The sequence below is a fragment of the Vibrio sp. qd031 genome, assembly GCF_002100145.1.
Lineage (GTDB): Bacteria > Pseudomonadota > Gammaproteobacteria > Enterobacterales > Vibrionaceae > Vibrio.
The window spans coordinates 428,703-454,443 of sequence record NZ_JXQD01000025.1 but is presented as its reverse complement, the minus strand read 5'-3'; the positions used below and the strand labels follow the sequence as shown (position 1 = coordinate 454,443).

Sequence of the window (25,741 nt, the reverse complement as noted above, 5' to 3'; positions counted from 1 at the left end):
GCGGTTAAACATATTAGTCTGGGATATCGAACCCGAAATGCTGATATGCTCTTGGGGTAGCAATACGGCCTCTGGGGGTCCGCTGCAAAAATCCTTGTTGTATGAGGTATGGTTCTAACACATCTTCGATAGTTTCGCGCTCCTCACCAATGGCTGCCGCAAGGTTGTCTAATCCAACGGGGCCACCCATGAACTTCTCTATGATGGCAAGCATCATTTTGCGGTCCATATAGTCAAACCCTTGTGTATCGACATCCAGCATATTGAGCGCACTATCGGCGACATCGACACAGATATTACCGTCTGTTTTGACTTCTGCGTAGTCTCGTACACGCCTTAATAGTCGGTTTGCAATACGAGGGGTCCCACGTGCACGGCGTGCAATCTCGAGTGCACCTTCACCTTCAAGAGCGAGCCCTAAACAGTCGGCGCTGCGCTGGACGATATTTTGCAAATCTGCGGTTTTGTAGTACTCAAGTCGCTGGGTTATACCAAAACGATCTCTTAGTGGTGAGGTTAACGAGCCTGCTCGAGTTGTCGCCCCAATAAGCGTAAAAGGAGGCAAGTCTATTTTTATCGAACGCGCGGCAGGACCTTCGCCAATCATAATATCGAGTTGGTAGTCTTCCATTGCAGGATACAAGACCTCTTCGACCATAGGGCTAAGCCGATGAATTTCGTCGATGAACAACACATCATTCTCTTCGAGGTTGGTCAGTAGAGCGGCCAGATCTCCGGCTTTTTCTAATACTGGTCCTGAAGTGGTGCGAATACTCACACCCATTTCATTTGCGACAATATTGGCCAAAGTGGTTTTACCCAAACCCGGAGGGCCGAAAATCAGCAGGTGATCCAACGCCTCACCACGCATCTGCGCGGCTTTAATAAAAATTTCCATCTGACCGCGAACATGATCTTGGCCTTGGTAGTCTGACAGGTTTTTCGGTCGTATCGCGCGATCGATCACCTCTTCATCTTTAAATGATGGGTTATCTGGGGCAATCAGTCGGTCGGCTTCTATCATTATTTACACCATCGATTTTAAGGCTTCGCGAATCAGCTGCTCGCTGCTCATACCCGGTTTGGCCACTTGCGATATGACTTTGGATGCCTGCACAGGCTTGTAGCCTAGCGCGAGCAATGCGCTCACCGCTTCATCGTCGGCGCTTACTTTATTGCTTGACGCGGATTCAATTGGCGCGGCATCGGTCGCAGGCGTGAATAAGTCCCCTGCTCCCCACCCTTTAAGGCGATCTTTCATTTCAACCACCAAGCGTTCGGCGGTTTTCTTACCCACTCCCGGCAGTTTAACCAATGTAGAAATATCTTCGCGCTCAACACAAGCCACAAATTGACTGGCGGTCATGCCTGACAAAATACCCAATCCAAGCTTTGGCCCAACTCCATTAGCTTTAATCACTTCGCGGAACAACGCACGCTCTTTCACGCTATTAAAACCATACAGCAACTGTGCGTCTTCTCGAACCACAAAATGAGTATAGATGATGGCTTCTTCTCCGAGTTCTGGCAGCTCATAGAAGCAGCTCATCGGCATTTGCACTTCATAGCCAATGCCGTTCACTTCGATGAGAAGTTCTGGGGGTTGTTTTTCGACTAAAATGCCGCGAAGTCGTCCAATCACGCTTATCTATCCTAACCTAAAGAATGAGTAGGCTAGAATAATTGAGAACTGGATGTTTATCCAGTTCTTCACGCACATTTTGAGGTTAAAGTGACTTACTGCCTAAGTATTGTTCAATGCTGGCATCGATCATTTTTAGGTGCATGTCGATAAAGTCGGTCCCATATTGATGTTGCGACAGAATATTCAAACGCATGGTTGCAGCAAACTGAGTATTCACCAACATCACAAATTCGCTTAGCTTTGCAAGTTTATCCGGTGATACCCATGGCGTTATGGTTTGTACAATAATGTCGGTATTTCGCTGGGTATCTTCTAGCGCCATTAAGTTTAGCTTAGGATCATTGGACTCGAACCAAATTCGTTGCAGCGCCAATTCATTAAGGTGCAGTTCATAGATATCGTAGAACGCACTACCAATCACTTCCATGACATCGGTGTGAGCTTGCAGCTTACTCATATTGTGGTTTAGCAACGCTCGAATTTGATCCATGTAGTCCAGCGCTAAGGCTTGAATGATGGTTTCTTTATCCGAAAAATACTGGTAGATGGAGCTTGGTGATACTCCTGCATGCGCGGCTATATCGTTAATTTTTAGATTAACAACCCCATCTTGCGCAATCAGAACCTTTACTGAGCTCAAAATATTTTCAACTTTTTCACGGCTTCGTTGCTGCGTGGGTCTGCGGCGATTGGTTGGCGCCACTTCTAGCTTAGTCATGTTAGATGTTCCTCAACGTTGACGAGTTTCCCACAATGCACTGCGAGACATACTTCATCACTCTGGCATGAAACCTTCTGTGTTTCACTGTTTACGTACCGGTAATTTATCAAAAAGTGACCCACAGCATAAAACATGAATAGAATTCATATTTAGGTTTGAATCGTTACATTTTAGAGTGCACACTCTAAACATAAATCTGATTCACATTTTGTTATGGCAAAAAAGAGCTTATTTAAAAGCCATGCCCATCAGGTTTTCGTGGAACTTTAGAATGTAGTTGAAGGAATAATTCTATGAATAAACTGTCTACTCTCGCGCTAACTGTTGGCTTTGCCATCGCTGCAAGTGCACAAGCATCGCCATTTTTCACCGACTCAACGCTCGATCTTAAATGGCGTGTGAATTACTACGATATCGAAGGCGAAGGGGCAAAAAGTCAAATTCCCGTTTCTCTCGGTGAAGTGGTGGCATTAAAGCCTGAACTCGCGGCGATGATCCCAGACCCCTCTATGTTAGCCATGCAAATGCAAGCGGATCTGGTCAACGACATGAGCATCAACGACTTTGGCACAGCTGCGTGGCTTAACTGGCATTCGGGCTGGCTGGCGAATGTGTTTGCTGTCGAAGTCGAGTACCAAGGCGCGGCAATATTCGACCAATCAGGGCAGTTTAGCTCTACCTACTCTGCGGAGATTCCAGGTATGGGTTTAGCAACCGATACTCTCTCCATGGACAACCCCTACTTCTATCGTCCAGATTCAGATGCCAGCTATGTCGGTAAACTGGGTAATGCTAACGCGCGTCTGCGAGTTGGCGATGATAAGAGCAACACGCAACTGGTAGTAGGCCGCATGACGCCGACCATCTATAACCTCCTCCATAGACCCGATACCATCTACTACGCATTGCACCAAGTCTATGAAGGGCTGTCGCTACAAGGTGACTATCCATTGTGGGGTGGTTTCATACAGCCATGGGCGAGCTACTACACGGGTTTTTCCAGTGAATACAATGAACAGACCATCAATTTTAAAGACGATCTAGACCCAAATTACAGTGCAAATGGCCTCAACACCTATCTCAACGGCAGTTACGACGCGATCATCAATGTCGGCTTTCATACTGAGACCGACTACTTCACCAGCAGCGCATCATTTTCTTACGCTGAAGACTACCTCAGTAACGGTATTATCGAAGTCTATTCTGGGATCCCTTACTCGCTATTTGGCATTGGCGACAGCGAGTACGACAAAGACCATTTCATTAAATACATGGGTAAAGTCGGCTACGAACAGGGTAAAGGCGTAAATAGCGAGCACAAAACCGATGTGTGGGAAGTCGCTGCTGGCCTACAGCACGGCGGGCTCGACTTTCTATTGGGCATGACACAAATAGGCGACCAAAAGTTCGCAGGATTTGAAACTCAGGGCAGCGAAAAAGCCGGCGGTGGCACCGCGGTTTGGGGCGATATGGCCATTCTTAACCGCTTCGATCTTCCAGGGCAGCGCACTTACTTTCTTGTCGGTGGCTACAACTTCGAAGCCTTTGGCATGCCTGGTTGGCGCGTACAAGGGGTCGTTGCGAACGCCAATGGAACGGATTTAAATGAGCTTGCACTCATGGACAGAGTCTTATCCCCTAACGAAGACTACACTGAGTACAATATCGATTTCATGTACACCGACAGTGGCTACCAAGGAGACGGTATGAGTTATGTGCTTAAGATTGGCAAAGATACCAACTTCAATGCGTTTGGGTTTGGCCTCTTTGTTGAATACAACGGCGATTTAACCAATCTGTTCTAGTTTTTCACAGACTTGAGGGCATCATTGCCCTCTTTTCGTTCTGTTTTTCCAAAATTAAAGAGACGTTTATGGATACTCACTCCTTATCCAAATGGAAAATAGCCGCGTTCGCGATGGGTAATTTTGGTTGGTGCATCGCCACTTTCTCCTACACCATTTTGATCACCTACTTCTATTACCCGCCCATTATAGAAGGCAGTGCTGAACTGCCCGAGTTTATTACTCGTTCACCGATAATATTTGGCGCGACAATTGTTGGGCTTGTGTATGCACTGAATCGTGTTGTCGATGCAGTCTCTGACCCGATTATTGCCAATTTAAGTGACAAGAGCCAAAGCAAGCTTGGCCGTCGTCGCTCATTTATGTTGTACAGTTTTATTCCTACCGCTGTTGCCGCGGCGTTAATATTTTTCCCACCGACCCTAGGTGTGAGCGCCATAAATGTGGTGTGGCTAATTGCGTGCTGCATTGTTGTGACGCTAAGTCTAACCATGTATACCGTGCCCTACATGTCACTGATCCCAGAGCTTGGAAAAACCAATGACGAACGAGTGCTTATTTCAACCTTCTGCTCGGTGACCTGGGCGCTTGGGTTTGCGTTTGGTCAGCTCATTTGGGTGATAAAAGGTGCATTACAAAATATCGGATACACGCCGTTGGAAGCCATTCAAATCTCGGTGTGTCTATTTGGCGCCCTTGGACTGATTGGCATGTTAATTCCCATTCTGGTGATTAACGAACAGCGCGACTGCCAGGTTGATGAGAGCTCAGCAACCACACAACACCATATGGGGGCGTTTGCTTCGCTAAAGTCTGCGTTTGCCAATCGTCACTTTTCGACATTCACGGTATCGAATGGTCTAGCGTTTATGTCTCGATTCTTTTTAGAAGTGGGCGCCATATATTACATTACGATGCTGATGGGATTGCCCGAAGAAAAAGTCTCTTTAATGATGATGAGCCTGTTTGGCTTAAGCTTTGTATTGTACCCAGTGGTAGTGCTTCTGAGTCGCCGCATGAGCAAAAAGCATCTATTCCAATTAGCGCTTGGTGGCCAAGGCATATTACTTATTGCGTTCTCCTTTAGTGGCATTGCACCTAATCCGGAGTTATTGGGCTGGGGAATCATTGTGTTGTTTGCCTTCCCGCTTGCGATACTCGGTATTATTCCCAATGTTATTGTGGCTGATTTGGCGATTGCTGACAGTCGAGAAACCGGCTTTAAGCGAGAGGCGTTATTTTATGGGGCAAATATGTTTGCGTTTAAGGCCGCAACGTCACTGACCGCTTTGGTGTTTCCATCGATTATTATTTTGGGTTCACATTCAAACTTTGCCCAAAGTGCCCAACCAACGACTTTTGGTGTGACTGCAAGTGCTGTTTTGGCGGGTTTGCTTGCGTTTATTGGGGTGATATTGATGCGTCGTTATAATGAAGAAGAAGTGTTAACGGGCGCTATGCCTAACAAGCTGGATGAACTCGCCCCCGTTACACAAACAAAGTAACCGGTTTTCTTTGTCAAAAAACCAAGGGGGCTATCAACGATAGCGCCCTTTTCTGGCGCTACTCGCTTGTCCTGCAAGCGCCACCAGCGTTTTATTGGTATTGGCATGACAAATTGCGACGCCGAGGGCGTCGGCAGCGTCGGCCTGCGGTTTTGCGGGCAGTTTTAGCATCTGTTGTACCATGTGTTGAACCTGCGTTTTGTCTGCAGCTCCCGTTCCGACAACCGCTTGCTTTATCAGTCGTGCAGCGTATTCATACACAGGTAAGTCAGCATTCACGGCCGCCACAATGGCACTGCCTCGTGCTTGGCCAAGCTTAAGCGCCGAATCGGCGTTTCGCGACATAAACACTTGCTCAATAGCGAACACCTCCGGCTGAAACTGCGTAATAATTTCACTCACGCCTGCATAGATTTGCTTAAGCCGTCCAGGGAGCTCTTTTTCTGACATTCGAATACAACCACTGCCTAAGTAGTGCAGATGTCTGCCTTGCTGCCTAATGACACCATATCCGGTAATACGAGAGCCGGGATCAATGCCTAAAATAATACTCACTACGTTGGGTCACTCTAAGGGTTGTTCACTCAATTAAAACAAAAAACTCCCGTCAATGCGGGAGTTTTTGTTGGTTGCGTTAACGAGCGCTTATTCTGCGTCTTTCTTTTGTGCAGCAGTCACCGCTATCGCTAGCTCTTCCAATGCTGCAGGGTTAGCAACACTTGGCGCATCCGTCAGCAGACAGGCTGCAGCGGTTGTTTTAGGGAATGCGATCACGTCACGGATGTTGTCCGTACCGCACAGCAGCATCACCAAACGATCCAGACCAAACGCAAGACCTGCGTGAGGTGGTGTGCCGTATTTTAGTGCATCCAACAAGAAGCCAAATTTTTGCTGCTGCTCGTCCGCTTCAATGCCCAAAATATCAAATACTGTTGCTTGCATTTCAGCATTGTGAATACGAACAGAGCCGCCACCGACTTCATAACCGTTCAATACCATGTCGTAGGCGTTAGAATTTGCTGCGGCAGGGTTTGCTTTCAGCTCTTCTGGCGTTACGCCCAATGGAGAGGTAAATGGGTGGTGCATTGCGTGAAGATTACCTTCGTCGTCTTCTTCAAACATTGGGAAGTCCACAACCCAAAGTGGTGCCCATTTGCTCTCGTCGGTCAGCTCAAGATCTTTACCGACTTTAAGACGAAGTGCGCCCATTGCTTCAGCAACGACGTTTGCAGTATCGGCACCAAACAGAATGATATCGCCAGTTTGAGCACCAGTGCGCTCCAAAATGCCGTTAATGACCGTTTCGTTGAGGAACTTAGCTACAGGTGATTGAATGCCTTCTAGACCTGCGTCCAGATCGTTCACCTTCATCCAAGCTAGGCCCTTAGCGCCGTAGATGTTGACGAATTCTGCGTATCCATCAATTTGCTTACGAGTCAGTTTTGCACCACCTGGAACGCGAAGAACGGCAACGCGGCCTTTCTCATCGTTAGCTGGTCCTGCAAACACTTTAAACTCGACATCTTTAACGAGATCAGCAACATCAACAAGCTCAAGCGGGTTACGCAAATCAGGCTTGTCTGAGCCAAAGCGGCGAATCGCTTCGCTAAATGGCATAACAGGGAACTCACCTAGATCAACGTTGAGCAGCTCTTGCCACATTTCACGAATCATTTTCTCGGTAAGACCACGAACTTGGTCGGCGCTCATGAAAGACGTTTCGATATCGATCTGAGTAAATTCAGGTTGACGATCAGCACGTAAATCTTCATCACGGAAGCATTTTACGATTTGGTAGTAGCGATCAAAACCAGACATCATAAGCAGCTGCTTAAACAACTGAGGCGACTGTGGCAATGCGTAGAAGCTGCCTTTGTGTACACGACTTGGTACTAAGTAGTCACGTGCACCTTCTGGTGTCGCTTTAGTGAGTACTGGCGTTTCGATGTCTAGGAACGCGTTATCATCCAAGAAACGGCGTACAAAGCTTGATGCTTTGGCGCGCAACTTAATGCGATCGCTCATTTCAGGACGACGAAGATCGATATAACGATACTTTAGGCGCTGCTCTTCGCTGTTGGTTTGGTTGAAATCCAGTGGCAATGCTTCGCTGCGGTTGATGATTTCTAAGCCGCTTGCCAAAATTTCCACTTCGCCTGTTGCCATGTCTTTATTGATCTGGCTATCTGGACGGGCACGAACCTCACCCGTTAGCTTAATGCAGAACTCGTTACGAAGTTGACTGGCCAATTCGTAAGCGCCAGTCATATCGGGATCCACTACAACCTGAACAATACCTTCGCGATCTCGCATATCAATGAAGATTAAGCCGCCTAAATCACGACGACGATTGACCCAACCGCACAACTCTACTGTTTGTCCTGCTAGGGACTTGTTCAGGTGACCACAATAATGGCTACGCATAGTGAATTCCCATTCTCAATTAGTGAAAAAAAACACTGCCAAATAACTGGCAGAAGAATGGTCTTTATACGCAAAAATGGAAAGAAAATCGACTAACTTAAATAGTTTTTATAGGGAAAACGCGTTTTCGTATACAAAAGCAGCGAAATGCAGAAAATCATGCATATTCGATTAAATAGGTTGCGCTTAAACGCCGTGGTACATTTTGCCCATCAACACAAAAATACCGATGCAAACGAGATAAGGTGCAGCATATTCAACCACCCTCCAAAACCCTGAAAAAATTTTCTCTCCCAGCATAGGGTACTTTCCTTGCCCCTTTATGAAAGTCACGTCAGAAGACTCAAATCGAAGGGGTTCTTCTTCTGTCTTTTGCGTCACTTTAGGAGCATGGTAGGAAAAGTCATGGATCTCTTCATATAGGTCACCATAGCAAAAATGCTCTTTTAACTTCGCTAGGGTGATTGCACGACCATTGAGCTTAAAGGTTACTTTGTTGCCGTTGGTTATATCCACTATTTTAGTCACCCGATCATTATCAATGACCTTTTCTGTGCTCCAGGAGCGATCAGATTTATCACGCTGGGGTAAGTGTTCAGCGATGACTTCCGTGCGTAACGCACCGCACAACTGATTAAGTTCAACTTGGTATAACGTTAGCTCGGGCAACGGTTTTGCAAAGAAAACTCGTAACGCCGCTAATGAAATGCGGCGTCCATTAAGGTAGTAATTAGTCAAATAACCTTGGCGATGTGGTCGGCGGCGGCGAGTGACGACATTCCCCATCACGACAATGCGATTATAAGGACTCGCTACAAAGTCTTCGAGCAATACTTGATTGCGAGTGAGCACCGCGTCGAACGGGCCAGAAACTGTATAGCTTTGAGATGATATTACTTCTGTCATGGACAGGACCTGCAAATAGCAAACCTAAGGTTTGATACCAATCAAAGCAATTACCTGATCATTCTTGCTCGTTATCAGTGATTTTTCCGGCGCAATTTTCTGATCAGTTAATTACTTCGATTGGTATGAGTTGATTAATTTAGTTGCCTGTTCGTGACAACGCGCCTCTTTAGAGTAAATATTCTAACCGCATAAGAAAATGTAACCAACTGTAAAAATTAATCAGTACTAATCACTTGACTAAAAGAGATGCTTTTAGGTGCATTTATAAGCAAACCCATGTGACAATTACTGTGCTATCGCCTACAATCTTGCATTAATTATTACACCGTCACCATTATGAAAAAAGATACGATATTTTCAGCTCCCATCGATAAGATTGGAGACTTCACCTTTGATGCTCGCGTAGCCGAAGTCTTTCCAGACATGATCCAGCGTTCCGTCCCTGGATACAGCAATATCATTTCGGCTATTGGCATGCTGGCAGAACGCTTTGTTTCACCAAACAGTAACGTTTACGACCTGGGTTGTTCACTGGGCGCAGCAACGTTGTCGATTCGTCGACATATAGATTCAGTTGAAGGTGCGAAGATTATTGCGGTGGATAACTCTTCTGCCATGGTTGAACGATGCAAGCTGCACGTTGATGCTTATCGCTCACCGACGTCTGTAGACGTTATCGAAGCCGATATTCGTAACATAGAGATCAACAACGCCTCTATGGTTGTGCTTAATTTTACTCTGCAGTTTTTATCCCCAGACGATCGCTTCTCCCTAATAGAGAAAATCCATCAAGGCCTAAACCCTGGCGGTGTACTCATCGTGTCTGAAAAGTATGTGTTTGACGATAAACAGTCCCATGAACTGCTTATCGATTTACACCATGACTTTAAACGTGCTAACGGTTACAGTGAATTAGAAATTAGCCAAAAACGTTCCGCCATTGAAGACGTGATGCGTCCAGACTCAATAGCCCTGCACAAACAGCGTTTTGCAGAAATAGGCTTTAGTAGCGCAGAAGTTTGGTTCCAATGTTTTAACTTTGGGTCAATGTTTGCAATCAAATAAAAACAAACATCGATGTACTAAGAAGCGCTAGATGTGCACTTCTTTTTTACGTTTCTAGCCGATGTATAAAAAGCTTCGTCCAGGCGAAGCTTTTTCGTTTTATCACCAAATATTACGCTACTTCAATCGGCCCACCAAAGCTGGTAACCGGTGGCACGTCACCCTTGAACTTCTCAAACTGCACCAAACAGGTGTTTGCCGATGTGGCCTGTGCCAGTTCGGACGATGGAATGTCTTGGGTCAGTGTATTCGGATCGCCATAAGTATCCAGCGCCCCGATTTTCTCGTTCATAGGTCCATACCAGGCACCTTCTTCAATTCGCACTACGCCAGGTGCGTAGCCTTCATCTAATACGGCGCCCGCAAGCAGTTGTCCACGGTCATTAAACACCCGGACTAGATCGCCATCCTTAATCCCTTTGTCTCTTGCATCGCCTGGGTTGATATAAATAGGCTCGCGGCCTTGAACAGCATAGGTTGCGCGATACTCTTCAGATTCACACATTTGTGAATGTAGCCGTTTATCGGGGTGACAAGATTGTAACCAAAACGGGAATTTATCAGAGCCAGGGCCACCATGAGAGCGCTCTGATTTTTCAAACCACATTGGGTGCTCTTGACAGTGTTCGTAGCCAAAACGCCCAATAGTACGACTGCTGATCTCGATAAAGCCTGACGGCGTACCTAGCGCATTAATTTCTGGGTCTTCACGGAATGCCGCATGGCGAGTCCAAGGTTCACCTTTACCAAAATCTAAGTAGCCCTTGTCCCAAAACGCTTCAAATTCAGGCATGTCAAAACTCGGGTTGCCGGCTTTGCAATCGTCGTAGAGTGACTTAATCCACTCCATTTCGTCCATGCCTCGCGTATAATCTTTGTCTCGTCCCCAACGTTTGGTGAGCTCGGTCATGATCTCAAAATCGGTTTTAGATTGGAACAATGGATCCACAAGCTTGTGCATTGCAATAAGACCGCGACCTGAGTACGCGCCATAGCCATCGATATCGTTGCGCTCAAACTGAGTGCAAGCTGGCAACACAATATCAGCATGACGACACGTCGCAGTCCAAGCAAAATCAATAGCGACTACCGTTTGCAGTTTTTTGAACGCTTCGCGCATTCGATTTCTGTCTTGGTGGTGGTGCCACGGGTTATTTCCACTAAACACCATCATTTTAATGTCTGGTAGGGTAACGTTTGAACCGTTTGACTGGATTTGTTTGCCAGGTTCAAGCAGACAGTCCACCCAACGAGCAACGGGTATTACACTACTATAACGCTCAAAGTTGTTGTTGGTATGTTTTGGCTCTTGACCAGTGTCGATGTTAAGGGGGAATGCGCCTGGTGCGCCAAACCCGGTGGATGACACACCGATACCCGAGTAATGATGACCGTATGAAACGCCGCCACCAGGAAGACCGATTTGACCAACCATTGCGGCAATGACTGCTCCCATCCAATAAGGCTGTTCGCCGTGCTCTTGCCTTTGTATACACCAACCAAACATTAACTGCGTGCGACCATTAACCAACATGCGTGCAAAATCACGAATCCTTTGTGGGTCGACACCGCAGATCTCTGAGGCCCACTCTGGCGTTTTTTCCACATTGTCTTTAGTGTCGCCCATCAGATAAGGCACAAACTCCTCAAACCCTAAACAGTACGTCTCGATAAACTCTTTATCATGCAGATCTTCAGTATACAGGGTATGCGCAATGGCTAGCATAAATGACACATCGGTTTGAGGGTTAACATATAAATGCTCACTCTCTAAGAACCGTTGGGTTTTATTTCTAACTGGATCTACCGAAATAACATTGACCTTTTTCTCTGCGACTTTTTGTTTCAGTTGCTCTAAGTATTCAAAACTTTCGTGGGTTTCACAGGTCCAACCGACTTGAAGGTTCTTGACCGGATCGTTAGCCCAAATGATGATGTTATCGCTATTTTCAAGAATCAGCTCCCACGAAGTGCCCTGCGCATAGACTTCCGTGGAGCCAAGCACATAAGGCAATATCGTTTGACCAGCACCCGTTGAGTAATCACCTACTTTTTTGACAGAATACCCATGTAGTCCAATTGCCCTTTGCATGTGGTTATTACAGCTGTGGAATTGACCTGTTTGGCGCCACCCTGTTTGGCCTGCATGGAGTGCCCAAGGGCCATAGTCTTTTTGAACCCTTTCTAGCTCTCGATAAAACAGGTCTAACGCTTCATCCCATGTGACGCGAACGAAGCGGTTGTTACCACGGCTATCAGCGGCATATTTATGTTTTTTAAGCCAATCCAGTCGTACCATTGGATAGCGCACTCGTGACGGGTTGTAAATAACGCCTTTTATACCGTTGAGCATATCTGTTGGATGTTTATCCAACTCAAGCGGTTTGATTTCTTGCACTTTGCCTGCCCACACTCGAGCTCGAAACGCTCCCCAGTGTGACCCTGATGTTTTCCAAATACCGTCCGTGGAATTGGTCTCGGCTAATGCTGAACTAATTAAACTTGGACCAATCAACGTCGCAGCACTGGTGGTAACTACACCTTTCAGAAAGCTTCTTCTACTTAGTGACATTGTTTTACTCCCATCAAGATCTAGTGGTGTTCATCAGAAAAGTCCGATGAATGTTTCTGAAGGTATTTCAGTACCAATGCTTCTGTATCCGTATCAAAGTTTACAAATGCAGACATACCGTTAAACATACCAGGCCAACTATTGCTGCTAAAGTGCGCGGGGGCAGGTTGAGTGTGACAGGTCGAACAGTTGGTTTTGTAAGACTCGCCCGCTCTGTCCCAAATGGGCTGATATCCGTCAATCAAAGCCTCAGCTTTTAGGTACACTGTTGCTGTCACGCGCTGCCAAGGCAGACCCGTTAAGTCGTCTTCTTTTTCTTCATAGCCTTGAACAATCTGAGCATTTTCTGCGGACTCTTTAAGCAAAGAGCCCACCGCGATGTTCAAACCAAAGTCTTCTTGGAATACACGTCCAAAACCTTTGAGTTTACGCCACCCGGCCAATTCGATTTTCAGCGCGTTACCATCCACTTGCAATACTTTGACTTCAGAGGCTGGGTTGAGTAACCCCGCTTCTTTGGTCAGACCCGCATCTTCATACATTGGCAAATGACGTACTGACACGTAACTATTTCCAGCCCTGTACGAGGTCGCACTCGCGATTTGCTCAAGCTCGCCCACAATACCACTCGCGGCTTCCATATTGGCAGGAAGCTTGTGCGCTATGCCTTTATGACAATCGACACAGCTTTGATCACGTTCGGCCGCACTTTTCATTTGTAAACGTGCCGTTGGTCGCATTGACTCAAAGTCCATTGAGTCGTAGTTGTGACAGTTTTTACACTCTAACGAGCCATTCGAAGAGAATCGGTCCCATTCGTGCATTGCGAGGTCTAGTCTTCGTGCTTCGAATTTTTCTGGGGTATCGAGGTCACCAAATATTTGCGCAAACACTTCTTTAGATGCTTGGATTTTACGGGCCACTTTTGCTGTCCACTCGTGAGGGACGTGGCAGTCGGGACAAGTTGCGCGTACACCGGAGGTGTTTTTCCAGTGTGGGGTATGTTGCAACTCTTGATACACGTTGTCGCGCATGGTATGGCAACTCACACAAAACTTTTCAGTATTACTGAACTCCATTGCGGTATTAAAACCACCCCAGAAAAGCACACCCGCAATAAAGCCACCAAGCGTCAATACACCAAGGCTAATATGCACCGCTGGGCGTCTCATGGTTGCCCAAAGTTTCTTAATAAGAGCTAGCATAATATTTCGTTCTCACATCAATATGGTTGAGCGCTGGCGTTACGACCAACGTGATACAGGCAAAAGCGTCACCTATCCCAAAGGGCCGTGAGCCCCAGGTGGACCGTAAACAAACACTTGCAGCATCCAGATCACAAAACCATACCCACCCACGAGAACTATGCTGAGGATTGGAAAAAGGACCACGGCGATAAAAAAGAAAGATTGCCATTCTAACGACTTGGTCTCTGCAGAAGAGACTTGCTCAGATTTACTCATAGTTTGCGGTAACCTACAGTTAGAGTACGTGAAATATAATTTTAGTTTATGCTGTAAAAAACACGAAAAAAATGTTGCACATTGTTTCCGCTCAACTATTTTGCAGCTTGTTTTATCCGAGTTTTATCAATCTATTTGAGAATTTGAATCCACAAAGAGCAACTTATCCACAAATTGTGTGGATAACCGTTTTCATAAGTTTGTATTAGTGAGTTAATGTGACTCGCTCCACTGATTTCAGACCAATAAAACAGTACTGTCAGCGAAGTATTTACAAAAAGGAAAACCACTATGAAATTTACACCTGAGCATTTAGCAGAGCTTAATCTACTGCGCCAATTTGACGTAAGCAGTGCTGCCACAGGGATTAAAGTGCATTCAGACGCTGCACAAGAGTTGCAAAGCGCCGCAAAGAGCCTTTTTGAGAAAGGGTTGTGTACCCAAGTTGATGGTGGTTACCTGACCGATGAAGGGATTGAAGTTGCAGAACGTGCAGATAAAGTTTTGCGCGTACTGAGTACAAAAATCTAGAGAACTATGTCTAAAGTACTAGTTATAGGTGCGGGTTGGTTAGGGGATCCTCTGGCCAACCATTTTGCTGCACTTGGCCAGCAAGTCCTAGCCACCCATCGTTCGCGTCCCCCTTCTACTGCTCATTCAATACCTCTAAACTTACAGGAAGATCTCCCTGCTGAGGCATTACAAAGCGTTGCAAGCTTTAATCCTGACGTCATTGTTGGATGCTTTCCTCCAGGGTACAGGCATTTATCCGCTGACGATAAAGACCTAAACCCGTACATGGAGTGTTGGAAGAAGGTTTTAGTATTAGCAAAGCAGTGCCATAATCCAATAGTGGTGATGGTGAGCTCAAGCGCTGTTTACCCCGACTATCTTGATGTCGCTACCGAAGAAGATGCCAATGTGCACACCGCAACAGGTGTGAATGGGTTTTCTGACAAGTCGATGAAACTGCTCGCAACAGAGCAGCTAATTATTGAATCCTCCTACCGTTACTTAATTTTACGAAGTACCGGCCTTATTGGCCCCAATCGTCACCCATCACGTTTTGTGGCTAAACTATCCACTGTAAGCCAAGCTGCACCAGTGAACATGGTGCATTTAAACGATGTGATTGGTGCAATCACCCATTGCATCAATTGGCTGACCACACATCCCCAAAAACGCGGCGAAACGATAAACATCACCACCCCGCACACCTGCTCTAAAGCAGAGTTCTATCAGGCTGCACTTGATGCTGCGGACTGCGACCTACCGCTACCCACTGTATCCAACAAACCGGCCAAACGAGTCAGTTCCGATAAACTCCTATCAATCGGATACCATTTTGAGTTTGAGCATGTGCTAGACGCGCTCAACGCCATCAAAGTATGAAATACAAAAAAGGCTGAAGACATAATCTTCAGCCTTTTCATCACTTTCAATACAATTAAACTGGGTCTGCCACATTTTCCTCTTTAGGAAGATGCGAGCTGTCTCCAATTTGCGCAAAGCCCTTTAGACCCACCACATGAACATGTTCGTGATCTTTAAATACTTTTCGCACCAGTTTGTAAGTTGTACCTTTATCAGGGCTGATATTCTCTGGGGCCGCAATCAATAGCTGCATATTGAGGCGGTGACACAGCTCAAATAATGTAGCAATGGATTTAGCATCCAATCGAGCCGCTTCATCTAAGAACAGCAAACGACATGGCAAAATATCTTTACTGCGCAGTCGGCGAGACTCTTCTTCCCAGCTCTGCACGACCATCAATAGAATAGATTGACCTGTACCAATGGCTTCACCTGTTGACAAGGCGCCCGATTCGGCCTGTAGCCACCCGTCGGTACCACGATTAACTTCGACACTGAGCTCTAGATAGTTTCGGTAGTCTAATAGTTCTTCACCCAATACCTGTGGAGAACGTTGACCTACATCCACATGCGGATTGACACGTTGGAACAACTTAGCCATCGCTTCAGAGAAGGTGAACCGAGCATTTTCGAACAGATCACTATGCAGGTTTTCGCTATCGTACAACCCTTTTAGTAGAGATTGATGCGACTCTCGAATCGACACATTCAAGCGAACGCCTTTCACTTGCCCAAAGGCAATGTTCGACAAGCCTTGGTTTAGCATTCGAATGCGGTTTTGCTCGCGTTGAATGGTCTTTTTAATGATGGTCGCCACCGACTCTGAACTGATCGCCAATCGCTGCTCACGCAGGTTAAGCTCGTCGGTTAGACGCGCAAGCTCAATCTCCATCTCTTCAATGGCTTCAACAGGATCATCGGTATGAATAATGTCCTGACGGATACGTTGGCGAAGATACTGATACACGCTGATGTAAAACAACACTTTGCGTTCAGGATGGCTCGTATCTTCGGATGCACGTAACGAATCTCTTAGGTCATCTTCGTTTGCAACTGCCAAACGCAGTGCACCCAATGATTTATCAGACATCGAGCGCAAGTCTGCTTCAGATAAATAAGCCAACTCACGTTTGTGCAAGCGACGTTCTACATCGTGATGTTTGGCCAGTTTAAGCACACTGCACCACCCCGCTTTTGCATTCACAACGTAAGTGCGCAATTGCTGATAGTCGGCTTGAGCTTTCTTCAGTGATTTCACCAAAGATTTCAACTCTAGCTCTGTGGCAGTCGATGTCCGCTCTAGTTCGCTCTTGCGTTGTCGGTAAGTGGTTAACTGCTCTGCCAACTGGTGCTTACGCGATTCGGCTTGGGTCAAACTGTGTTCATCAACCACAATGCCAATATGCGCAATTTCTTGTTTAAACTCTTGCAGGGTTTCTTGCTTAGCCTGATGCGCACTTTTCAGTGATGCCAAGATTTGGTTCGACTCAGAACAGCGTTGCTGCTGCTGTTTTTGTCCGTCACGAGCTTGAGTGCGATTATGCTCTGCTTGCGCCAATTTTCGCTTGAGCTGTTCACTCATTTCACTTTCTTTGTCTAGAAGTTCTACGGAGTCTGAATAGCTAAAGTGCGCGCGGCGCTCCAAAATATCGGATAACGCAAACAGCACGCTTTTGGTTTTTTTCAACTCACTGTCTAGCGTATTGGCATGTGCTTGTTGTTCGTCAAACAGTTCTGGGTCAACGCTTAATGAACCCACCAAAGGTTTGAGTTTGCTAATGGTTTGTCCGTGCGTCTCAACAAATCGAATTTGTTCGCTCACAGTCTGTAACTGTTCTGCTATTTCTTGCTCGCGCTGTGCGAGAAGCGCTCGGTCTTCACTGTCAAAAATAGGAGTAAGCTGGTCGAGCAATCTAACCACTTGAGACGCGCGCTCTATAGCGACTTTGCAGTTTGATTGAATAGTGCTTTGCTCTTCGAGTCGACGCTGCACAGCATTGAGCTCTCGATTTAACTCAATAATCGCTTGCTCAGGATCGTCTTCAAACGCGACTTGAACATGCTTGGCCACAAATTGATTAAAGCTTGCACATAGACGCTGGTATTTCTGCTCATCAAACGAGGCGATTGCGTGAGCTTCTTGTACTTGCTCACGCTCGTCACGAAGCTGCTCTAATCGCGCCTCGCGAGCTGCTCGACCAAATATTGGAATGGCCGGGAAACGAGAATAGCGCAATTGTGAGGAAGCAACTTGAACACACACTGCACCTTCTAGCTCTTCGACCGCAAAACCGCTGTCATCAAAGGCATCAACATCACCTTCTAGCAGGTATACATCATCAGGACAGTCATCAAACTCTTGCAGCTTTTCTGCAATACCGTCTAGGTTGGAGACGACAATGGCGTTTCGTGCAGGGCCATACATCGCGCTGAAATACGGCGCATCCTCAATGGCAATATCGTCATAAATTTCAGACAGTAAAACGCCACCGACAGAATCTGCAATTTGCTTTAACCTTGCATCGTTGGCACCACCTGCTGCGCCCAGCTGTTCAATTGAGGTATCCAATTGTGTACGGCGCGCTTGAAGCGTTAACTTAGACTGAGCATTGTCTTGCTGCTGCTCCATCGCCCATTGCAGGGTTTGCATGACGGCGTTGGCATCGGCCATCGGCGATTCAATCTGCTGATTGAGTGAATACAGAGCATCGTTTGCTTGGATCCATTTTGGTGCCAAGGATTGATATCGCTTAACCTCAGCTTGCAGTGCTTGGCGTTTTTGCTCGAGTTCTGCTCGCTCTTCACGGGCCGATTCTAACTGCTCTTCCGCCGAAGACTGCACTTCTCGCTGCTGCTCTTTTTCCAACTCCAAATCCGACGATTGCGAAATCTGAAGTTGATACTCTTTGGCGAGTTTCTCAAGCAATTGCTGCGCTTTGTTTGCCGTTGCTATACGCTGCAAAACATCTTTTTGCTGAGACTGCCAATGCGAACGTTGACTCAGCGCCGTCTGTCCGTCTTGGGCTTTTTGTAATAGTTGATTCGCCACTTCGTGAGCGTCGATTCGGGCGGTATTTGGTGCAATGCTATTGACCAGTGCAAATGCCTGTTCAAATTGTTGCTGCGCCGCTTGGCTAATGTCGAGGGTATGTCTCACCGCCAACAACTGCTCAGTCACTTGTGCTTCTTGGTCTTTGTATTGCTTTGAAAGCTCAGTAACCTCGTCTAAGTCCAAGAGATCACTCTCGAGCAAATCACTGGCTTTATTTAACGCCTCTATGGCCTGTTGATATTGCAGAGCACGAGTTTGCTGGATATCGAGAGCTTGTTGATAATCAGCAAGTTGCGTTTTTAGCGAGTCGACTTCGCTTTCACTCAGTTCAAGCTGCTCTTCTTGCGAATGAAGAAGCTCTTGCGCTTCTTCAACAACCATCATCTGCTCTTCTAAACGCTCGCTGAGCTCTTCGAGATCATCTTGATAACGATGTATTTTTTCTTGTTGGCGAAGCGCCGTTTGCATCAATTGCAAGTGGTCACTAGCAGACTGAAGATCTTGCTCTATAAAACGTTCTTGCTCAGCCATGTCGCTAAGCTCTTGAGTGACCTTATTCAATAGATCGTTTCGGCTGGTCAATTCACTCTTTTGAGACATCACCGCCTGACGATGTATCAGTACCTGTTCAATTTTCTGCGAACGTTCATTGGCATGGCGCATGTAGTCTGCGGCTACATAATTGGTAGATTCTGTCAGTAGATGCTTAAACAGATCACGATCTCGCTGGGTTGTGTTGATCGCTTCTAGCGTGGCTCGGTTTTCCCGCAGCGCTGTTTCCATGTCTTGGAATGCTTTTTTAACCCCACCATTTTGCGGCAACAAATAATCGCGCAAAGAACGCGTTATCGCGCTTGAAATACCACCGTACAAAGACGCTTCGATGAGCTTGTAGTACTTTGAGCGATCGCTGCTGTTGCGAAGCTTTTTAGGCAATGCACCCAACTCAAACATTTGCGCATGGTAATCCACAATAGAGTTAAAGGCTTTAAATTGTACGCCGTCAATATTCGCGACAAACTCTTTTAATTCACTAAGTTGGCGCACGCGAGCTTGACCGTTTTCCAAGGTCTCTGTTAATAACTCGGCAGGCTTGATTGCACTTGGCAATCCTTGAATAAGCAGCGGTTTGATGTCGACCTTTTTATCGCGCCCTGCAACTTGCTGCAGTTTTACCACAAAAAGCAGACGCTGATTGCGTGAGTTGATCACTTCAAGTACCGAATAACAGACGCCAGGCTGCAATTTACCGTAGAGGCCTTTGTCACGAGATGCGCTGGAACTGCCTGCCTCTGTGGTGTTCCTAAAGTGGAGCAGTGACTGATCGGGAATGAGCGCCGTTATAAACGACGCCATTGTGGTGGATTTGCCTGCCCCGTTACCACCAGAAAGTGTGGTGACTAAGTTGTCAATATCGAAGGTACGAGCAAAAAAGCCGTTCCAATTGATCATGGTTAGCGATTGATATTTACCGCGCTCAATCATGCTTCACCTTCCAGCTGCTGTTGATGTGTTTCTGTGTCATGGTTTATTTCGGTCTGCTCGTCGAGTAACGATGCTTGCCTGTGCTTTGGCTCAACAACGGCTTCACCATCTCGGATCAAGCGCAGTTGTGCTTCTTTAATGTCTTCACCAGAGCGAACATCCGCGCCAAAGCGGAAGCAAGCTTCACTGATACTAAACTTGTTGGTATCGCCAATAGGCAGTAGCATGCCTACACGCTTGAGTCGGCGAAGAGAGCCGCGCACTTTTTCAAACAGTTTTTCGCGATCTAAGTCGGTTCCTGTGGCCTTTAAACCAACAAAGCGCATGAGTCTTTTCTCGTCGGCTATGGCGAGAAGTTCGTCATAAAGATCTTGGTTACTGAATACGCCTTCTTGAGCAAGCCTCTCTGGGCTTAAATACAAGAAACACAATACCTTACCAATCAACATATCCAGTTCAGACATGACGCTTTTACCAATCAAACTGGTTGAACGAGGTCGTAAATAGAAAAAACCCTCTGGCGCGCGAACCAACTCACAGTTGTAGCGGCGATAAAAGGTGCCTAAGTCAATTTCGTAGTCTGACAGCAGCGCGTAATTGTCGAGGTCATCCCTAGAGATATGACGACCCGCACGAAGGGCACTGTCGAGGGCTGGAAATAGAGAGTTTGCCAGCGCTTTAGCTAAGTTTTCAGTTAGCGCTGATTCAGAATTTGTTGATAACATTTGCTTGTACCTTTGCGCCTCGATTATTTATAGATTGCCATTCAGGTTGGATCGCCGCGTAGTCAGATTCGGAGAATCCGAGTCGTACGGCCTGATCAACCACCATTCTGGCGATATCGAAATGTTGCGCGTGGGGATGTTCAGCCAGGTAATCTTTTAGAACCTGACCAAGATCGATGGAACGGTGTTGATGCTGATGTGCGCTCAACGTGTTAGAGATAGCTGTATACAGCTGATCGTTCACTTGACTGTATTCTTGATACTCCACTTCCAGCGGTACAATACCTGTCACCTCTTGATCGCGAAGTACCATAGACTCGTCACGGAGATCGAGCAGCTTTTCAGCGTCTGCCACAACCAATTGCCACGGCAGAGATTCAAAGTTTTGTATAGATTCACGCAGTCGTTGACTGAACGCGCGATTCTTATCCATATCGATAACGGTACGAATGTATTTATGAATGTGCCTGTCGTAGCCAATCCATAGATCAATCGCCTGCTGACCCCAGTTTACGATGCGGTCCAACTTAGTTTGCAACCCAAACAGTAGGTTACCAATATAGTCCAACTCATCTTGAGCATAGACGGCGTCTTGCAAGCCCATCAGATAGGTTTGCAACTCATCACCCACAGCGTGCAACGAAGACTGCAGTTCGTTGAGGTTGTCGGATGTTTCGGTGAGCAGTTTTTCACACTCAGAAATGGCTTCACGCCAATCAATATTAAGCAGTTCGGCAATTTTGTTTTTTACTTCGCCTTGCTGCTCATCCATGACGCGCTGATTGAGATCTATTTGGTCAAATATTTCGTTGACCGAATACTTCAAAATGGCGTACACCTCTTTTCGCCAGTCTTCTTCCGTCACCGCTTGGACGGCATTGTCTGCGGCCTTTTTCAGCTCAGCAGAGACTAAAGAGAGCTGGATAGACAGCTTAAGCTTAGAAAAAGCCCGATGACGCAGATAGTAGTCGGTAATGCCCACGGCAAGAGGTGACAACCGATAGATTGCCGCTCCTTCTGAATGCTCACTGGTAAAACGACTAATGAGGCGCTGCTTCACCATATCGTTAATGGCATTATTCGCGCGAAAAGCGCTGGATTCGCCGGTATCGCTAAAACGGTCACTGACCAATTTGAAGGCATCGTGTAATTCACCTTCACCCAACTCTTCATCGAGTTTTTCTTGGCTAAGCAGCGCGATAGCGATCAAAAAGCTCAGCTTCTCTGGTGTAAGATTGACGGAAAAGTCGTGCTGCTGCACCCAATCCACCACACCTTCTAGCGAGTGATCATCCGCTGAATCTAAATGATGACTCATTTTAGTTCCTATTGTTTCATTGCCCACACGTGGATATAGCGTCCCATCGAGACATACGGCTCTTTGCGACACAATTGTTGCTCTAGCTCGAGTACGTCATCATCGGTGTAATCACCAAGGTACTCACGATCGCCAATGTAGTCACTAAAGCAGCGTATCCCAGATTTACCGAGAATGCTGAAGCCTTGCGACTCGATCCATTGATAGACGTCTTCTGGAAGCAGCCCACGTTGTGGTTGTAATTTAAATCGTTTGCGATGTGGCATTCCTTTCAAAACATGAGGAAGGTTGCCACACACAACATTTTTGTACACTAAGCCGTGATGATTATAAAACATGACCGACACGATCCCACCAGTCACTACCTCCGAGAGCAAAGACTTTAGCGCAGTTTCCGGATCAGCAAGCCATTCCATCACAGCATGGAACAACACGATGTCAGATTTGGGTAAAGACAACTGCGAAAGTTGTTGTACAGAAGTGTGTAAATACTGGTACTGTTTATCCAATCCGTTAGCGTGTATATCCTTTTTGGCTAAAGAGAGCATCTCTTGCGACACATCACATAAGCAGACATTATGACCCTGCTTTGCCAGTTTTTGAGACATCTGCGCTAGCCCGCCTCCTGCATCTAAGATATTCAGAGTAGAGGAAGGGAAATGTGTGAGAATATCGCACAAATCTTGCCACAGTATGACTTGGCGAATATCGCCTTTTTCAGAACCGTAAATATTTTTAGCAAATTTGTGGGCGATATCGTCGAAATTGCGATCGTGACTCACCATTTTTAGAGTATGATGTTCCAAAAATTAAGTTGAGCCTATTGTGGCACATTCATTGGGCGAGAAAAAAGGAAATCCTCGTTTTTGTCACTAACTGAGCAATTTTCGGACTGCATTAGAATGTTTGAAGCAAAAAAAATAATATCTTCACTGTTGATGCCGCTGCCAGCCTTGTTAATCCTTGGGTTTATTGGCTTGGCGTTGATCATGTTTACTCGCCGACGTCGATTCGGCTGCATGGTCATTTTCACTGCATTAGCAGGGTTATTCAGCGTCTCTTACTACCCTGTATCGTCTTCTTTATTGATGCCTATGGAGCGTCAATACACGACGTTTACCGGCTCTGCCGACAGCGTTGATTACATTATGGTATTAGGACACTCTCATGTAGTAGACAACTCCATTAGCCCTGTTTCTGAGTTATCTCGTACTGCATTAATGCGTTTGGCTGAAGGTATCTCCATACATCGTCTTTACCCAGGTTCAAAACTGATTTTATCGGGCTATTCTGGTGGGACAGAGACAAGCCATGCTCGAATGATGGCCAAAGTCGCGATTGCATTGGGTGTGTCTAAGTCGGACATCGTGCTGTTAGAATCTGCTCAAGATACTGCAGAGGAAGCACAACAAGCCGCTGGTTTCGTTCGTCAAAAAAGTATGGTGTTAGTGACTTCTGCAAGTCATATGCAGCGATCATTAGTCGAGTTTGAGCGTGTCGGCTTAGATCCTATCCCGGCTCCAACCAATTTTATGGCACAGCGTGACATCGAGCAGCCATGGTCAAAATACACCCCACGCGCCAGTTATCTAGAGCAAACAGAGCTCTATTGGCACGAGAAGCTCGGCCAGTGGTGGCACTGGATGAAAGAAACCGTCAGCAACCAGTGATACATTGGAGCACGCAAAACCCTTTTAATCAGTATTGCGTGCTTTATGTTTTGACGGTTTCAGTTACACTTTAGCTATGCTAAACAGATTAACGGATTGAAAAGGTGCAAGAAGTTAAAGCGTTTAACGAGCAACGCGCAGAAATTTATTGGTGGCTGTCGAGTCTTTTAAGTCAAGAGTTGTCACAAAACGAACTCGACAACTACCATACGCCAGAAATACGGTCATTTTTGACCGGTCTTGCAGAAAACCCAGCGCTAAAACAAGCTGTGGACGACATGATCACGGCGCTCAATCGTTTAAAAGACAGAAATGATGCGCAATTGGAACTTGCCTCCGATTTTTGTCAAGCCTTTCTAGTCACCGATAAAAGTAGCGCTTTACCTTATGCCTCGGTGTATCTCACTGATGACAAACAATTACATGGCGAGCCCGCACAAAAAATGGCCACTCTGTTGGCCGAGCATAATGTCAGTGTCGGTCAAAACTTCAATGAGCCGGCAGATCACATCGCTATCCAACTCGACTTTTTGGGTCACCTGATCATTAAAAGCAATGAATTGGAAAAAGAGGCTCATTTAGAAGACGCCTTTGTGCAACAAGCTGAGTTTCTCGATCGCCATGTGCTAAGTTGGGCACCTCAATTTTCGGAGAAATGCCGCCAAGTCGATGAGTTTGGGTTCTATGCTGCGGTTTGCGAGCTCGTGGTACGTTTCTGTGAATTGGACCTACAATATCTTGCTAAACCTCAATGACATTTAACCAAAAAACCGATATTGTGTGACCCCATAAAAACTAAGCTATTATCTTCACGCAAACGTTTTCTTTTTTAAGTTGGGGTCCTCTTTTACCAACCCTAGCTAATTTTCGCTATTGACAGGAAATACTATGGCAACAATCAAAGACGTCGCAAAACTGGCGGGCGTATCCACCACCACTGTTTCGCATGTGATTAACAAAACTCGATTTGTAGCCGAAAGCACCCAACAACGTGTTATGGAAGCCGTTAAAGAGCTTAATTACGCTCCTTCTGCCGTAGCCCGTAGTCTTAAGTGTAATTCAACACGAACCATTGGCATGCTGGTTACCCAGTCCACTAACCCGTTTTTTGCGGAAGTGGTTGATGGTGTAGAGAGCTATTGTTACCGCCAAGGTTACACGCTCATCTTGTGTAACACCGGTGGAATCTACGAAAAGCAACGCGATTACATCCGTATGCTTGCAGAGAAACGTGTCGATGGCATGCTTGTTATGTGCTCTGATTTAACAGAAGAACTGCGTGAAATGCTGGATGCACATAGTGATATTCCTAAAGTGATCATGGACTGGGGCCCTGAAAGTTCTAGAGCAGATAAAATTATCGATAACTCGGAAGAAGGCGGTTATCTTGCTGGTAAGTTCCTTATCAAAAACGGCCATACCGACATTGCTTGTCTAACAGGTCAAGCCGAGAAATCGGCATGTATCGAACGTGTCGCGGGCTGTCGCCGCGCTATGGAAGAAGCAGGCTTAACACTGAATCCTGAGTGGATATTTGAAGGTAACTTTGAAGCCGACACTGCGGTTGAGATTGCGGATCGCATTGTAAACTTAGAAAAACGCCCTAGTGCGGTATTCTGCTTCAATGACATCATGGCACTTGGGTTAATCAGTCGCCTTGAACAGCGTGGATTAAGTGTACCTCAAGATGTGTCCGTTATAGGGTACGACAATATTGACCTTGCAGGCTACTTTAGCCCGCCGCTGACGACTGTGCACCAACCTAAGCGTCGTGTAGGCAAAACGGCATTTGAAATATTACTTGAGCGCATCAAAGATAAAGAGCACGAAAAACAAATCTTTGAAATGCACCCAGAAATTGTCGAACGCCAGAGTGTACGCAACTTAAAATAACGTCACAATTTCAAATGAGAAGACCAGCACCCTGTGCTGGTTTTTTTGTTCGCGCGAATTGACGCAGCCCTAACAATAATTTCATGTTCATCACTTATTCTCAGTAACGCATTAG

Annotated in this window: 21 protein-coding genes; 8 read left to right on the top strand and 13 right to left on the bottom strand. The window is 46.3% G+C overall.

Going from position 1 to position 25,741, the window contains the following annotated elements; genetic code table 11:
* Positions 1–13 precede the first annotated feature (13 nt).
* From ruvB to ST37_RS14050, 3 genes are all read right to left on the bottom strand, one after another.
* Complete coding sequence (gene ruvB / locus ST37_RS14060) at positions 14–1,024, bottom strand: Holliday junction branch migration DNA helicase RuvB (protein WP_084887443.1); 1,011 nt, start codon at positions 1,022–1,024, stop codon at positions 14–16.
* A gap of 3 nt (positions 1,025–1,027) precedes the next feature.
* Positions 1,028–1,642: a Holliday junction branch migration protein RuvA gene (gene ruvA / locus ST37_RS14055; RefSeq protein ID WP_084887441.1), complete on the bottom strand. Its 615-nt coding sequence runs from the start codon at positions 1,640–1,642 to the stop codon at positions 1,028–1,030.
* An 85-nt stretch (positions 1,643–1,727) separates the two neighbouring features.
* On the bottom strand, positions 1,728–2,363 hold the full coding sequence (locus ST37_RS14050) for a TetR/AcrR family transcriptional regulator (protein WP_084887439.1): 636 nt from the start codon (positions 2,361–2,363) through the stop codon (positions 1,728–1,730).
* Positions 2,364–2,659: 296 nt separating this feature from the next.
* Here ST37_RS14050 and ST37_RS14045 point away from each other — a divergent pair, with 296 nt between their 5' ends.
* Positions 2,660–4,171: a hypothetical protein gene (locus ST37_RS14045; protein WP_084887437.1), complete on the top strand. Its 1,512-nt coding sequence runs from the start codon at positions 2,660–2,662 to the stop codon at positions 4,169–4,171.
* A 68-nt stretch (positions 4,172–4,239) separates the two neighbouring features.
* Positions 4,240–5,676, top strand: coding sequence for an MFS transporter (locus tag ST37_RS14040; RefSeq protein ID WP_084887435.1), 1,437 nt, complete (start codon positions 4,240–4,242; stop codon positions 5,674–5,676).
* A 33-nt stretch (positions 5,677–5,709) separates the two neighbouring features.
* Here ST37_RS14040 and ruvC read toward each other — a convergent pair whose 3' ends face one another.
* From ruvC to ST37_RS14025, 3 genes are all read right to left on the bottom strand, one after another.
* Entirely contained in the window at positions 5,710–6,231 is a 522-nt protein-coding gene (ruvC, locus tag ST37_RS14035; protein WP_084887433.1) for a crossover junction endodeoxyribonuclease RuvC, read from the bottom strand.
* Between the two features lie 90 nt (positions 6,232–6,321).
* Positions 6,322–8,100 (bottom strand): aspartate--tRNA ligase, encoded by a 1,779-nt coding sequence (gene aspS / locus ST37_RS14030; RefSeq protein ID WP_084887431.1) that lies wholly within the window; start codon positions 8,098–8,100, stop codon positions 6,322–6,324.
* Between the two features lie 186 nt (positions 8,101–8,286).
* Complete coding sequence (locus tag ST37_RS14025; protein ID WP_084887429.1) at positions 8,287–9,006, bottom strand: hypothetical protein; 720 nt, start codon at positions 9,004–9,006, stop codon at positions 8,287–8,289.
* A 339-nt stretch (positions 9,007–9,345) separates the two neighbouring features.
* On the opposite strand from ST37_RS14025, the gene cmoA reads away from it, so the two are divergent.
* Positions 9,346–10,074, top strand: coding sequence for a carboxy-S-adenosyl-L-methionine synthase CmoA (gene cmoA / locus ST37_RS14020; RefSeq protein WP_084887427.1), 729 nt, complete (start codon positions 9,346–9,348; stop codon positions 10,072–10,074).
* 112 nt (positions 10,075–10,186) lie between these two features.
* Here cmoA and torA read toward each other — a convergent pair whose 3' ends face one another.
* The 3 genes from torA to torE form a co-directional block, all read right to left on the bottom strand.
* Positions 10,187–12,646, bottom strand: a complete 2,460-nt coding sequence (gene torA, locus ST37_RS14015) for a trimethylamine-N-oxide reductase TorA (RefSeq protein WP_084887425.1) — start codon at positions 12,644–12,646, stop codon at positions 10,187–10,189.
* A 20-nt stretch (positions 12,647–12,666) separates the two neighbouring features.
* Positions 12,667–13,851 carry a pentaheme c-type cytochrome TorC gene (gene torC / locus ST37_RS14010; protein WP_084887423.1) on the bottom strand — a complete coding sequence of 395 codons (1,185 nt, stop codon included), beginning with the start codon at positions 13,849–13,851 and terminating at the stop codon, positions 12,667–12,669.
* A 72-nt stretch (positions 13,852–13,923) separates the two neighbouring features.
* Positions 13,924–14,109, bottom strand: a complete 186-nt coding sequence (torE, locus tag ST37_RS14005; protein ID WP_084887421.1) for a trimethylamine N-oxide reductase system protein TorE — start codon at positions 14,107–14,109, stop codon at positions 13,924–13,926.
* Positions 14,110–14,400: 291 nt separating this feature from the next.
* Between torE and ST37_RS14000 the strand changes: the two genes are divergently transcribed.
* Positions 14,401–14,640, top strand: coding sequence for a TIGR02647 family protein (locus ST37_RS14000; protein ID WP_084887419.1), 240 nt, complete (start codon positions 14,401–14,403; stop codon positions 14,638–14,640).
* 6 nt (positions 14,641–14,646) lie between these two features.
* Positions 14,647–15,501, top strand: coding sequence for an NAD-dependent epimerase/dehydratase family protein (locus ST37_RS13995; RefSeq protein WP_084887417.1), 855 nt, complete (start codon positions 14,647–14,649; stop codon positions 15,499–15,501).
* A gap of 55 nt (positions 15,502–15,556) precedes the next feature.
* Here ST37_RS13995 and mukB read toward each other — a convergent pair whose 3' ends face one another.
* Genes mukB through cmoM form a run of 4 tightly spaced genes read right to left on the bottom strand, consistent with a single transcriptional unit; the run spans position 15,557 to position 22,845 of the window.
* Positions 15,557–20,020 (bottom strand): chromosome partition protein MukB, encoded by a 4,464-nt coding sequence (mukB, locus tag ST37_RS13990; protein ID WP_084887415.1) that lies wholly within the window; start codon positions 20,018–20,020, stop codon positions 15,557–15,559.
* Positions 20,017–20,745 (bottom strand): chromosome partition protein MukE, encoded by a 729-nt coding sequence (gene mukE / locus ST37_RS13985; protein ID WP_084887413.1) that lies wholly within the window; start codon positions 20,743–20,745, stop codon positions 20,017–20,019. Before mukE ends, mukB begins: the two co-directional genes overlap by 4 nt.
* Positions 20,726–22,063 carry a chromosome partition protein MukF gene (gene mukF / locus ST37_RS13980; RefSeq protein WP_084887411.1) on the bottom strand — a complete coding sequence of 446 codons (1,338 nt, stop codon included), beginning with the start codon at positions 22,061–22,063 and terminating at the stop codon, positions 20,726–20,728. Before mukF ends, mukE begins: the two co-directional genes overlap by 20 nt.
* 8 nt (positions 22,064–22,071) lie before the next feature.
* A complete protein-coding gene (gene cmoM, locus ST37_RS13975) occupies positions 22,072–22,845 on the bottom strand; it encodes a tRNA uridine 5-oxyacetic acid(34) methyltransferase CmoM (protein WP_143698219.1) in 774 nt (257 codons plus the stop codon).
* Between the two features lie 120 nt (positions 22,846–22,965).
* Here cmoM and elyC point away from each other — a divergent pair, with 120 nt between their 5' ends.
* The 3 genes from elyC (at position 22,966) to purR (ending at position 25,626) form a co-directional block, all read left to right on the top strand.
* Positions 22,966–23,733 carry an envelope biogenesis factor ElyC gene (gene elyC / locus ST37_RS13970; RefSeq protein WP_084887407.1) on the top strand — a complete coding sequence of 256 codons (768 nt, stop codon included), beginning with the start codon at positions 22,966–22,968 and terminating at the stop codon, positions 23,731–23,733.
* 104 nt (positions 23,734–23,837) lie between these two features.
* On the top strand, positions 23,838–24,488 hold the full coding sequence (gene torD / locus ST37_RS13965) for a molecular chaperone TorD (RefSeq protein ID WP_084887406.1): 651 nt from the start codon (positions 23,838–23,840) through the stop codon (positions 24,486–24,488).
* Positions 24,489–24,621: 133 nt separating this feature from the next.
* Entirely contained in the window at positions 24,622–25,626 is a 1,005-nt protein-coding gene (gene purR / locus ST37_RS13960) for an HTH-type transcriptional repressor PurR (RefSeq protein WP_084887403.1), read from the top strand.
* Positions 25,627–25,741: the final 115 nt, after the last annotated feature.

Coding starts and splice junctions, on each gene's coding strand:
- ruvB (WP_084887443.1), bottom strand. CDS start 1,024: ATGATAGAAGCCGACCGACTGATTGCCCCAGATAACCCATCATTTAAA.
- ST37_RS14050 (WP_084887439.1), bottom strand. CDS start 2,363: ATGACTAAGCTAGAAGTGGCGCCAACCAATCGCCGCAGACCCACGCAG.
- ST37_RS14045 (WP_084887437.1), top strand. CDS start 2,660: ATGAATAAACTGTCTACTCTCGCGCTAACTGTTGGCTTTGCCATCGCT.
- ST37_RS14040 (WP_084887435.1), top strand. CDS start 4,240: ATGGATACTCACTCCTTATCCAAATGGAAAATAGCCGCGTTCGCGATG.
- aspS (WP_084887431.1), bottom strand. CDS start 8,100: ATGCGTAGCCATTATTGTGGTCACCTGAACAAGTCCCTAGCAGGACAA.
- ST37_RS14025 (WP_084887429.1), bottom strand. CDS start 9,006: ATGACAGAAGTAATATCATCTCAAAGCTATACAGTTTCTGGCCCGTTC.
- cmoA (WP_084887427.1), top strand. CDS start 9,346: ATGAAAAAAGATACGATATTTTCAGCTCCCATCGATAAGATTGGAGAC.
- torA (WP_084887425.1), bottom strand. CDS start 12,646: ATGTCACTAAGTAGAAGAAGCTTTCTGAAAGGTGTAGTTACCACCAGT.
- torC (WP_084887423.1), bottom strand. CDS start 13,851: ATGCTAGCTCTTATTAAGAAACTTTGGGCAACCATGAGACGCCCAGCG.
- torE (WP_084887421.1), bottom strand. CDS start 14,109: ATGAGTAAATCTGAGCAAGTCTCTTCTGCAGAGACCAAGTCGTTAGAA.
- ST37_RS14000 (WP_084887419.1), top strand. CDS start 14,401: ATGAAATTTACACCTGAGCATTTAGCAGAGCTTAATCTACTGCGCCAA.
- ST37_RS13995 (WP_084887417.1), top strand. CDS start 14,647: ATGTCTAAAGTACTAGTTATAGGTGCGGGTTGGTTAGGGGATCCTCTG.
- mukB (WP_084887415.1), bottom strand. CDS start 20,020: ATGATTGAGCGCGGTAAATATCAATCGCTAACCATGATCAATTGGAAC.
- mukE (WP_084887413.1), bottom strand. CDS start 20,745: ATGTTATCAACAAATTCTGAATCAGCGCTAACTGAAAACTTAGCTAAA.
- mukF (WP_084887411.1), bottom strand. CDS start 22,063: ATGAGTCATCATTTAGATTCAGCGGATGATCACTCGCTAGAAGGTGTG.
- elyC (WP_084887407.1), top strand. CDS start 22,966: ATGTTTGAAGCAAAAAAAATAATATCTTCACTGTTGATGCCGCTGCCA.
- purR (WP_084887403.1), top strand. CDS start 24,622: ATGGCAACAATCAAAGACGTCGCAAAACTGGCGGGCGTATCCACCACC.